Here is a 10,788-nt window from a genome sequence, read left to right on the forward strand (position 1 = left end):
CGGCGACCGCGGCGGGGACGGCTGTGCCGGCGAACGGCGCGGTACGCCCGGTCGGGGCGGTCACCACGTCCGGGGCCGGGCCGGCCAGCGCCGAGGCGATCGCGGCCTGGGCGTCGCGGCGGCGCCGGTTCCAGGCGCCCCGGTCGCCGTCGAAGTAGCCCTGGCGGTAGCCGAACCGGTAGCCGATCCGGTAGCTGAGCTGGCCGTGCAGCCGGCCCGCCGCGTAGCAGGTCGAGCCGAGCACGAGGACCAGGACGACGGCCAGAAAGGGGCTCATCGCTCGTCCGCCCCGGGCAGGGGGTCGACGACCAGCAGCCGCTCCAGATCGGCGGTGCTGACCTCCTCGACCAGTTCGACGCTGATCCGGCAGCCGTCGACGATCACCTCGGCCACCGACGCCCGGCGGATCTCGCCGCCGGCGTCGTAGACCCGCACGCTCAGCTCGGGACAGCCGAGGTGGGTCCGCCAGGCGTCCCACTCGTCGCGGTCGCCGACGCTGAGGGAGAGGTAGCGGCAGCCCCGGGCGAGGTAGAGCCGCCACGGGGCGCTCAGCCCGGCGGTCACCCCCTCCGCGATCAGGCCGAAGGCCTGCGCACGGGTCGCGAGCTCGGTCACGAGACCCCCTCGACACCCGCGGAGTGACGCATGTGAGCACTCGTCGTCTCATGCACGTGACACACCGTAAGTTGTCTCATGAGCGTGACAGTATCAGCTTTTCGTCTGTTTACCGCCGCACTGGCGTCCATCTATTCTGCCCGGGTGACACCCCTCAGGAACAGCGCTGGATCGTTTACCGAGAATCGTGGATCACCGTCACGTGGGCGTGACAGCAGCGTGCCAGGACGCGCCGCGGAGACCGACTGGTCGTACCGTCACGGGGTGACCGAGACCGCGAACGCACGGAAGATCGCCTTCGCCACCTTCGTCCGTCGCGCGTTGGAGGACGCGCGCGCCATGCGGGCCTGGAGCGGCACCGAGGTATCCCGGCGTACCGGCGTCTCCCGCCAGACCATCAACCGGTGGGTACGCGGCGACTGGGCCAGCGACCCCGAGGCCGAGCGGGTGGTGGCCTTCTGCGAGGGGCTGGGGCTCAACCCCGCGGCCGCGTTCACCGCCCTCGGCTGGGACCGGGCGGCCACCCCCCGCGCCACCCCCACCCCGCCGCCGATGGACCCGGACGTCGAGGCGCTGCTGCGCCGGCTGGTCGACCCGAACGTCTCCGACGCGGAGAAGTTCCACATCCGGGAAACCATCCGTTATCTCGCTTATCGCCCGACCCTTCCGGTCGATGTCCGAAATAGAGGTAAACAAGCCGGGTAGTTCCTCAGATGGCGAAAGAACGGAAGGTCAGACCCGATCGTTTCGCCTCGGGGCCGGATCGGACACGCTAGCGTCCACGTTTGTACTGCTAAGGGCTCGTCGTCGGCGGGGGGACGGGACAACAGCCGAACTCAGCCCTGCGGGACAGAAGGAGGGTCTGTCCATGACCCTGAAATGGTTGGCAGTCGTGGTCGCGGTGGTGTCGGTGACATCGTGCGTGACCGGCAACGTGGTGGTCGGCGTTCTGGACGGCGGGCAGCTTCCCCTGGTCGTCAACCTCTTCGCCCTCATCACGGCCGGCACCGCGGTGGTCCTCGCCGTCGTCGCCGAGCTGCACGACCGGCTCAACGACCGGGTCAGCGCGCTCACCGAGTTCCTGGTGGCGCGGCTCAACGAGATCGAGGCGCACACCGGCGACCGGAACACCGGCTTCGTGGAGGGCTACCTGCTGAGCCACGGGCAGGAAGCGGCCGTGGTGCCGTTCGGGCGCCGGGGACGGGGAGCCGCCGAACGCTGACCTTCCGCGTCGTCCCGACGTCACATCTCGGCCACGAATACGCCGCCGTGACCGGGGTACGCTGTCGCGCGTGCCGCCGTTGAATCTGGGCAACCAGCAGCCGAAGACCCCGTTGGACGCCGACCACGCGTGGCGCGCCACCGCCGCCCGCGCGGGCGACGTGGTGCTCTTCTTCGACTTCGACGGCACCCTCGCGCCGGTCGACGACGACCCGACCGCGGTCCAGCCCGCGCCGAAGGTGCTCGCCGCGCTGGAGGCGCTCGCCCCGCGGGTACGCCGCATCGCCATCGTCTCCGCCCGCCCGGTCGAGTTCCTCCGCGACCACCTCGGCGGCCTCGCCGGCATCGACCTCTACGGCCTCTACGGCCTGGAGTACAGCCACTCCGGCGGCGAGACCGTCACCGAGCCGGCCGCCCTGCCCTGGGTGCCCACCATGGCCGAGCTGGCCGAGCAGGCCCGCGCCGAGCTGCCGCCCGGCGCCCTGGTGGAGTTCAAGCGGCTCTCCGTCGCGCTGCACTGGCGCACCGCGCCGCAGCTCGGCGACCTCGTGCAGGAGTGGGGCCGGACCCGGGCCGAGCGGCTGGGCCTGCGCTGCCAGGCCGGGCGCATGGTGCTGGAGCTGAAGCCCCCGGTCGACCGGGACAAGGGCATGGTGATCGGCGAGGCGGTCCGCGACGCCGGCGGCGCCTGGTACTTCGGCGACGACGTCTCCGACATCAAGGCGTTCGCGGCGCTGCGCGCCCGGGCCGCCACCGACCCGCAGTTCCTCGGCGTCTGCGTCGCCGTGGCGAACCCGGAGACAGGTCACGAGGTGGCCGACGCCGCCGACCTGACCCTCGACTCCCCCGCCGCCCTCGGCGACTTCCTCACCGAGGCGCTCCCCCACCTGGGCTGAGGTCGCGCCTCAAGCCGAGGTCACGCCTCACGCGCCGAAGCGGCGCTGGCGGGTGGCGTAGGACCGTAGGGCGCGGAGGAAATCGACCCGGCGGAAGTCGGGCCAGTTGAGTTCGCAGAAGTAGAACTCCGAGTGCGCGCTCTGCCAGAGCATGAAGCCGGAGAGGCGCTGCTCGCCGCTGGTCCGGATGATCAGATCCGGGTCGGGCAGGCCCTTGGTGTAGAGGTGCTCGGAGATGTGGTCGACGTCGATCGAGTTGGCCAGCTCCTCGACGGTGCCGCCGGTGGCGGCGTGCTCCAGCAGCAGCGAGCGGACCGCGTCGGCGATCTCGCGCCGGCCGCCGTACCCGACGGCGATGTTGACCTGCGCCCCGCCACCGCGCTGCCGGGTGCGCTCCTCGGCCGCCTTGAGCGCGGCGGCGTGGTGCGCGGGCAGCACGTCGAGGGCGCCGACCATCCGCAGCCGCCAGGGGTTGCCCTCCTCGGCCAGCTCGGTGGTGAGGTCCTCGATGATCTGGAGCAGCGGGTCCAGCTCGGCGGCCGGCCGGGAGAGGTTGTCGGTGGAGAGCAGCCAGAGCGTGACGTGCCCGACACCGGCGGCGTCGCACCAGCGCAGCAGCTCCTTGATCCGCTCGGCGCCCATCCGGTGGCCGTCGTTCGGGTCGACGAAGCCCATCTCCCGGGCCCATCTGCGGTTGCCGTCGCACATCACGCCGACGTGGCGGGGCACGGGCTTGCCCGCGAGCTTCGCCGTGAGCCGGCGCTCGTACACGGAGTAGATAAGTTTCCGCAGAGTCATCACCTTGCAGGGTAGCGACCCGCGCGGGAGATCAGTGTCTCGGTGGCGCATCGCCCGACGGCTTCAGCTCACGGCGCGGCGTCAGAAGCGCGAGCTGAGGTCCGCGCCAGGCCGAAGCCGATCATGCCCAGGGTGCGGGCGTCGAGACGTCCGTCACCCAGTCCCAGCTCCACCACGGTCCGGTAGACCCGCTCGTCACGGCGCGCGGCGCGCACCGCCGCGTCCACCACCCACCGGCGCCGGGCCAGCCGGGCCGCCACCGAGCTGTGCCGCAGGTGGGTGCCGAGCCGGCGGCGCAGCCCGTCGGCATAGCGACTGGCCGCCCGGTCCGGGCCGCCGGCCGCGGCCGCGCCGGCCAGGGCCCCGGAGCGCAGCGCGTAGAAGATGCCCTCGCCGGTGAACGGGTTGATCAGCGAGAGCGCGTCGCCGGCCAGCACCACCCGGCCCCGGCCCGGCGCCGGCCGGTGGGTGGAGAGCGGCAGGTGGTGGGCGCGCAGGTCGGTCACCGCCGCGGGGTCGGTGCCGGGGAGCAGGGCGGCCAGCCGGTCCAGCAGGTGGGCACGGGTCAGCGGCTCGCCCCGCAGCACCTCCCCGTACCCGACGTTCGCCCGGCCGTCACCGATCGGGAAGGACCAGGCGTACGCCGGCCAGCGCGGCGACGAGGTGACGATGACCTGTTCGGGCGGGCCCGGGAGCGCCGGGGCGTAGCCCCGGATGGCGAGGGCGAGGTGCCGGTCCGGGTTCACCGGGTGGCCGAGCGCCCGGCGCAGCACCGAGCCGGCCCCGTCCGCCCCGACGACCGCCCGGGCGGCCAGTTCCCCGTCGAGCACCACCCGGTCGTCGCGCACGTCCACCTCGCGTACGGTGTGCCGGCACAGCTCCGCCCCGGCCGCGGTCGCCGCCGCCACCAGCCGCGCGTCGAACACACGCCGGGGCACCGTGTACGCGGGCCGGGGCAGCGCCCGGGCCACCGTGCCGCCGCCGGGGCCCACCAGGCGCAGCGCGGGCAGCGGGGCATACCCGTCGACCGCCCCGCGCACCCCCAGTTCGGCGAGTACGTCCAGCGCGTGCGCGGCGATGCCGTCCCCGCACGCCTTGTCCCGCGGAAAGTCGTACCGGTCGAGCAGCAGCACCCGCGCCCCGCCCCGCCGCGCCGCCAACGCCGCCGCCGCCCCCGCCGGCCCCGCCCCCACCACGATCACATCCCACAGCTGCCCCACACCCCACCTCCTCTTCCATCAACGGTGATCAAGAGGTTCCGGTCAGGGATTGGCCGAATCGTGACGCAAACTCGTTGATCAACGCGTCGGGGTGGTGCGGTGGAGGGAGTAGAGGGCCAGGAGGGCGGCCGTCAGGAGGGGGGCGCCGTCGCGGACGAGGCCGTCCAGGCCGAGGAGCCACCAGCAGAGGGGGAGGTCGACGGCGAGGGCGCCGAGGGTGATGACGACCAGCAGCTTGCGGGCCCAGGGGCGGTCGCGCATCAGGAACGCGGTGCAGAAGAGCACCGCGTAGCTGACCGCGATGCCGGCGGCGAACCAGAACAGCACCGCCGGCAGGGCTCTGATCCGCCCGTCCAGGATGGACCCGGTCGCGATCAGGGCCGGGACCAGCATCAGCGGGCTGTAGGTGAAGGCGGCGACCCGGGCGGTGAGCAGCCAGCCGGTGACCGGCGGGCGCTTCGGGACGACCTCCCGCCAGGAGATCACCCCGCCCTCGACGACCAGGCCCTTGCGGTGCCGGACCAGGTGCCCGCCGACCGCCTCGGAGCGGTAGAGCAGCACCACCACCGCAACGCAGAGCGCCGTGAGGACCGCGAAGCCGAGCAGGCCGGGCAGCGGCGGCACGCCCGCCCGGGGTACGACCAGTCGCCCGACCGCGAAGACCGTGGTCACCGCGAGGATCAGCCCGAACGGCTTCGCCACCGCCCGGCCGCGCTTCACGTGCCCGATCAGCACCAGGAAGCCCAGCGAGCGCAGCATCGCCCAGCCGGTGCGGACGGCGAGCCCGAACTCCTGCTCCGGGGCGTACCAGTAGTTGAGCAGCTCGACCACGACGGTGGCCGCCGCCGTCACGGCGAGCAGGGTGGTCAGGGCCCGGACGGCGGACGGCCGCCGGACCTCGACAGGTTCGGCGGCCGTCCTCATGGCATCCGGTGTTGCCCGGTGCGGGCTTCCGTCACACCTCTACTTCTGCGGCTCCGCGTCGAGCCGGGCGCGCAGCGCGTCCAGCTCGGCCCAGAGGACGCCGGGAAGCTTGTCGCCGAACTTCTCGAACCACTCGGTGACCAGCGGCAGCTCATTGCGCCACTCCTCCGGGTCGACCTTGAGCGCGATCCGGACGTCCTCCGGGGTCATGTCCAGGCCCTCGACGTCGAGCGCGTCCTGGGCGGGGACCATGCCGATCGGGGTCTCGACCGCCTCGGCCCGACCCTCCAGCCGCTCGATGACCCACTTGAGCACCCGGGAGTTCTCACCGAAGCCCGGCCAGAGGAAGTTGCCCTCGGCGTCCTTGCGGAACCAGTTGACGTAGTAGATCTTCGGCAGCTTGGCCTCGTCGCCGTCGGCGCCCTTGCCCATCTCGATCCAGTGCCGGAAGTAGTCGCCGGCGTGGTAGCCGATGAAGGGCAGCATGGCCATCGGGTCGCGGCGGACCACACCGACCGCGCCGGACGCGGCGGCAGTGGTCTCCGAGGAGAGCGTGGCCCCCATGTAGACGCCGTGCACCCAGTCGCGGGCCTCGGTGACCAGCGGGACGGTGTCCCGGCGGCGGCCGCCGAACAGGATCGCGTCGATCGGCACGCCGTTCGGGTCGTAGTAGTCGTCGGCCAGGATCGGGCACTGGGTGATCGGGGTGCAGAACCGGCTGTTCGCGTGCGAGGAGAGGCTGTCGCTCTCCGGCGTCCAGTCGTTGCCCTTCCAGTCGATCAGGTGCGCCGGCGGCTCACCCATGCCCTCCCACCAGATGTCGCCGTCGTCGGTGAGGGCCACGTTGGTGAAGACGGAGTTGCCGCGGTCCAGCGTCCGCATGGCGTTGGCGTTGGTCTTCCAGTCGGTGCCGGGCGCGACGCCGAACAGGCCGTACTCCGGGTTGATCGCGTAGAGGCGGCCGTCCGGGCCGAACCGCATCCAGGCGATGTCGTCACCGATGGTCTCGACCTTCCAGCCCGGGATGGTCGGCTCCAGCATGGCCAGGTTGGTCTTGCCGCAGGCGGACGGGAACGCGCCCGCGATGTGGTAGACCCTGCCCTCCGGCGAGGTGATCTTGAGGATCAGCATGTGCTCGGCGAGCCAGCCCTCGTCGCGCCCCATCACGCTGGCGATCCGCAGCGAGTAGCACTTCTTGCCGAGCAGCGAGTTGCCGCCGTAGCCGGAGCCGAAGGACCAGATCTCCCGGGTCTCCGGGAAGTGCGAGATGTACTTGGTGTCGTTGCACGGCCAGGCCACGTCCTGCTGGCCCGGCTCCAGCGGGGCGCCGATCGAGTGCAGCGCGTGCACGAAGTCGGCGTCGTCCCCCATCGCCTCCAGGATCTTCTCGCCCATCCGGGTCATGATGCGCATCGAGGCGACCACGTACGGGCTGTCGGTGATCTCGACGCCGAACATGGGGCTCTCGGCCTCGACGGGACCCATGCAGAACGGGATGACGTACATGGTGCGCCCGCGCATGGACCCGCGGTACAGCTCCGTCATCGTCCGCTTCATCTCGGCCGGCGCCATCCAGTTGTTGGTGGGGCCGGCGTCCGCCTCGTCGGCGGAGCAGATGAAGGTGCGCTCCTCGACCCGCGCGACGTCCGTCGGGTCCGTCCGCGCGTAGAACGAGTTGGGCTTCTTCTCGGGGTTCAGCCGGATCAGGGTGCCCTTTTCGACGAGCTCGTCGGTGAGGCGGCGCCACTCCTCATCGGACCCGTCCACCCAGACCACCCGGTCGGGGGTGGTCAGTTCCGCGACCTCACGTACCCAGGCGAGCAGTTTGGGGTGGGACGTCGGGGCCTGATCGATACCCCGAACAGTAGCCGGAGCAACCATGTCACATCTCCTTGTGGTCGACGCTGACCGATGTATGGGATGCACGAGTTCTGGCGAGCCGGTGCGTCGCCTTCGTGGAAACCTGGGATTGGCCTCAGCGTAAACCGGGCTGCCTCCCCAGTCAGTGGGACTGGTTGTGAAGAACTGCACAAGCTACGGCCACGCTGCGGCATCGCGATCTCTTACCCGCTTTCGCGCGCAGTTTCACGCAAATCTTGTGAAGAACCTCCAGCGGCCCGGGACATCGCCAACCCGGCGGAGGCCGCCGATGCGGGGAAGCCGACCGTGGTGTCACGAAGGGCGATTCCGTGATCCGGTCCACAATTCCGTACGCCCGGTCACGCTCCGCTCACGGATTTCGGAAACGGACGGCGGTCGTCGGAAGGGACCCGGCGCGCGTACCCGGTGCGGTCCGGCCACCCGCGGGCGGCGCGGACCGCCGACTCGCCGTAGCGGCCGGTCCCGGGAGCGCGCACCCGGTACTCTCGGCGGGTGGCCGCGACGATGACCGGGGACCAACCGGGGGCTCCGCAGACCCGTCGAGGTCTGATCGGGGCCCTGATCGACCGTTTCGGTCACCTGGTCCGCGAGATGAGCAAGTTCGCCACCGTCGGCGGCTTCGCCTTCCTCGTCGACTTCGCCCTCTTCAACTACCTGGCGAGCGTGCGGCACATGCCGCCGGTGGCGGCCAAGACCATCTCCACGGTCATCGCGGCCACCCTGGCGTTCCTCGGCAACCGGTTCTGGACCTGGCGACACCGCCAGCGCTCCCACCCGGCCCGGGAGTACGCGCTGTTCTTCTTCTTCAACGGGGTGGGCCTCGGCATCGCGGTGGCCTGTCTCGCGATCAGCCGCTACGGGCTCGGCGCCATCTGGCCCGAGGTGTTCCAGACCCCGCTGGCCGACAACATCGCCAGCTTCATCGTCGGCACCGGCCTGGGGACACTGTTCCGGTTCTGGTCGTACCGACGGTTCGTTTTCGTCGAGGCGGGAACTCCTCCCGTTCCGGCGACGAGCCGCGACCGAGAGTCCGGGGCGTGACCCACCGCCCATCCCGTCCTGCCGGGCCCAGCCGGCCCTGCCCACTGCCCTAAGGTGTTCCGCATGCCTCTTGTCCGTCTGCTGCCCGAGCGCTGGCAGAAGTTCATCCACGAGGCGCTCAAATTCGGCATCGTCGGCGGCATCAACACCGTCATCAATTACGCGGTGTTCAATGCGCTGGCACTCACGGTTTTCCGCGACGGCCAGCTCAAGGCGACCGTCATCGCGACCATCGTCGCGACGATCACGTCGTATCTGATGAATCGGCACTGGACGTACCGGGACCGGCCGAAGTCGGCGCTTCGCCGCGAATATGTCCTGTTCTTCCTCTTCAACGGCGCCGGCCTGGTCATCGAACTCGGTGTCCTGGCGCTGGCCAAGTACGGCCTCGGCGTACACAGCCTGCTCGCGTTGAACGTGGCGAAGACCGTCGGCGTACTGCTGGCCACCCTGTTCCGCTTCTGGTCCTACCGGACGTTCGTGTTCCAGCCGGTGCCGAAGCACGCCGCGGAGACCTGGAATACCATCCCGCGCGACGAGTGGGACACCATGGCCGGGATGGACCCGGTGGCCGAGCTGGCCGAGTCGGTCAGCGAGCTGGAGGAGACCGAGCCGCCGCTCGGCGAGCGGCGCGCGGGCGACTACGCCCCACAGCAGGGCCGCCCCGCACCCGCGGACGCCGGCCTGGGCCGCACCCTCGGGACCGACATCGACGCCGAACTGGCCGCGGAACTCCAGCCCACGCCGCGCCGCGCCCCGCGCCGCTGATCCGGCCCGGCCCTCCGGCGCCCGCCCAGCGGGCGCCGGAGGACCCGGCGGTCAGGCAGACGGGTCGCGGAGCGGCTTGCCCTCGGCCATGTCGGCCAGGATCTCGCGCATCTCGCCGTCGCCCAGGCTGTGCTTGTCGTGGTGGGCCTCGACCAGTTCGTAGAGCTTGGTCTGGACCTTGTCGACGTGCGGCACGTCGGTGAGCACCGACTGGCCGCGCTCACCGGCGGACTCGATGGTCAGGGTGCCGCAGCCGAGCATCCGCTCCACGAACTTCTGGTGCATGGCGTGGTCGTTGATCCGGGTCAGCGGCAGGTCGCGCCGGTTGCGGGAGAACACCCCTTCCTGGAGCAGCACCCGCTCGTTGGTGAAGAGGTAGTGGGTGGTGCGCCAGACCAGGAACGGCCACAGCCCCAGCCAGAACACCAGCACCAGGCCGAGCGCGGCGATCACGTAGAGCGCGATCGTGCCGCCGTCGCCGTCGGGCAGCAGGACCCAGCCCGCGACCACCGCCGCGACGGCGAGCACCAGCACCAGGATCGGCCGGATCAGGGCCTTCCAGTGCGGGTGCAGATGCAGCACGACGTGCTCGTCCTCGGTGAGCACGTCTTCGGGGAACGCCACGGGAACCTCCTCGCAGAACAGGACGCGCTGACCGTAACCGGTCGGCGCTCGTCCGGGGATCAGCCGCGCGGCGGGTGTCCGGGGGGGGAACCCTCCTATACCCCAGGCGTTGACACGGGCTCGTTCTCTCAGCGCAGGTGCAGCACGTCGCCGGCGGCGAGGCGCAGCTCGCCGTCCGGGCCGTCGACCAGCAGTTGGCCGTCGGGGTCCACGCCGGTGGCGGTGCCGCGTACCTCCCGGCCGTCGGGGAGCAGCACGCGGACCTGCCGGCCGACCGTGGCGCAGCCGGCCAGGTAGGCGTCCCGCAGGCCACTGGCGACGGCGTCGCCGCCGGCGTCACGCCAGCGCTCGTACCAGTCGGCGAGCGCGCGGAGCAGGGCCCGGAGCAGGGGGTCCCGGTCGGTGGCGGTGGCCCCGGCGAGCTGGAGCGAGGTGGCCGGCAACCCGGTCGGGTTCTCCGGCAGCTCGTCGGCGCGCAGGGTCACGTTGAGGCCGATGCCGACCACGATCGCCGGCGGCCGGTCCGGTGCCGCGCCGGGCACCGCCTCGGCCAGCACGCCCGCGCACTTCGCGCCGTCCAGCAGCAGGTCGTTCGGCCACTTGAGCCGGGCGTCCAGCTCGGCCAGCCGGGCCACCGCCTCGACCAGCGCGACCCCGGCCAGCAGCGGCATCCAGCCGTACCCCGAAGGTGGCACGGGCGCCCAGCCGCGCTCCGCGACGGCCTCGCCGGGCCGGAGCAGGACGCTGGTCGCGATGCCGGCCCGCGGCGGCGACTGCCAGATGCGGCCGCGCCGGCCCCG

General features: G+C 71.7%; 13 protein-coding genes. 5 read left to right on the plus strand and 8 right to left on the minus strand.

Annotation, left to right across the window (positions count from 1 at the left end; genetic code table 11):
- The coding region (locus B0E53_RS27240) for a hypothetical protein (protein WP_246835616.1) at nt 1-277 on the minus strand (277 nt) is incomplete at its 3' end.
- Nucleotides 274-615, minus strand: coding sequence for a hypothetical protein (locus B0E53_RS27245; RefSeq protein WP_107078638.1), 342 nt, complete (start codon nt 613-615; stop codon nt 274-276). The genes B0E53_RS27245 and B0E53_RS27240, both read right to left, overlap by 4 nt.
- 264 nt (nt 616-879) lie before the next feature.
- On the opposite strand from B0E53_RS27245, the gene B0E53_RS27250 reads away from it, so the two are divergent.
- The 3 genes from B0E53_RS27250 to otsB all read left to right on the plus strand — a co-directional run bounded on the left by B0E53_RS27250 (nt 880) and on the right by otsB (nt 2,732).
- On the plus strand, nt 880-1,320 hold the full coding sequence (locus B0E53_RS27250) for a helix-turn-helix transcriptional regulator (protein WP_107078639.1): 441 nt from the start codon (nt 880-882) through the stop codon (nt 1,318-1,320).
- A gap of 163 nt (nt 1,321-1,483) precedes the next feature.
- Nucleotides 1,484-1,837 carry a hypothetical protein gene (locus tag B0E53_RS27255; RefSeq protein WP_091314007.1) on the plus strand — a complete coding sequence of 118 codons (354 nt, stop codon included), beginning with the start codon at nt 1,484-1,486 and terminating at the stop codon, nt 1,835-1,837.
- Between the two features lie 70 nt (nt 1,838-1,907).
- Nucleotides 1,908-2,732 carry a trehalose-phosphatase gene (otsB, locus tag B0E53_RS27260; protein ID WP_107078640.1) on the plus strand — a complete coding sequence of 275 codons (825 nt, stop codon included), beginning with the start codon at nt 1,908-1,910 and terminating at the stop codon, nt 2,730-2,732.
- A gap of 27 nt (nt 2,733-2,759) precedes the next feature.
- Here the strand turns inward: otsB and B0E53_RS27265 are convergent, their stop codons facing one another.
- From B0E53_RS27265 to B0E53_RS27280, 4 genes are all read right to left on the minus strand, one after another.
- Entirely contained in the window at nt 2,760-3,530 is a 771-nt protein-coding gene (locus B0E53_RS27265) for an isoprenyl transferase (protein ID WP_107078641.1), read from the minus strand.
- A gap of 68 nt (nt 3,531-3,598) precedes the next feature.
- The gene (locus B0E53_RS27270; protein WP_246835617.1) at nt 3,599-4,750 is read right to left on the minus strand and encodes a geranylgeranyl reductase family protein; all 1,152 of its coding nucleotides are present in this window, start codon (nt 4,748-4,750) and stop codon (nt 3,599-3,601) included.
- Between the two features lie 78 nt (nt 4,751-4,828).
- Nucleotides 4,829-5,674 (minus strand): hypothetical protein, encoded by an 846-nt coding sequence (locus tag B0E53_RS27275; RefSeq protein ID WP_107078642.1) that lies wholly within the window; start codon nt 5,672-5,674, stop codon nt 4,829-4,831.
- Between the two features lie 39 nt (nt 5,675-5,713).
- On the minus strand, nt 5,714-7,555 hold the full coding sequence (locus B0E53_RS27280; protein WP_107078643.1) for a phosphoenolpyruvate carboxykinase (GTP): 1,842 nt from the start codon (nt 7,553-7,555) through the stop codon (nt 5,714-5,716).
- Between the two features lie 504 nt (nt 7,556-8,059).
- Here B0E53_RS27280 and B0E53_RS27290 point away from each other — a divergent pair.
- A complete protein-coding gene (locus B0E53_RS27290; RefSeq protein WP_107078648.1) occupies nt 8,060-8,596 on the plus strand; it encodes a GtrA family protein in 537 nt (178 codons plus the stop codon).
- Nucleotides 8,597-8,659: 63 nt separating this feature from the next.
- Nucleotides 8,660-9,364 carry a GtrA family protein gene (locus tag B0E53_RS27295; protein WP_107078644.1) on the plus strand — a complete coding sequence of 235 codons (705 nt, stop codon included), beginning with the start codon at nt 8,660-8,662 and terminating at the stop codon, nt 9,362-9,364.
- Nucleotides 9,365-9,415: 51 nt separating this feature from the next.
- On the opposite strand, the gene B0E53_RS27300 is transcribed toward B0E53_RS27295, so the two are convergent.
- Together B0E53_RS27300 and B0E53_RS27305 are read right to left on the minus strand one after the other, a co-directional pair.
- A complete protein-coding gene (locus tag B0E53_RS27300; RefSeq protein ID WP_107078645.1) occupies nt 9,416-9,988 on the minus strand; it encodes a PH domain-containing protein in 573 nt (190 codons plus the stop codon).
- Between the two features lie 128 nt (nt 9,989-10,116).
- A partial coding sequence (locus B0E53_RS27305; RefSeq protein ID WP_107078646.1) for a biotin--[acetyl-CoA-carboxylase] ligase occupies nt 10,117-10,788 on the minus strand: 672 nt, incomplete at its 5' end.

This window comes from Micromonospora sp. MH33 (genome assembly GCF_003013775.1).
In the GTDB taxonomy this organism is placed as follows: Bacteria; Actinomycetota; Actinomycetes; order Mycobacteriales; family Micromonosporaceae; genus Micromonospora; species Micromonospora fulviviridis.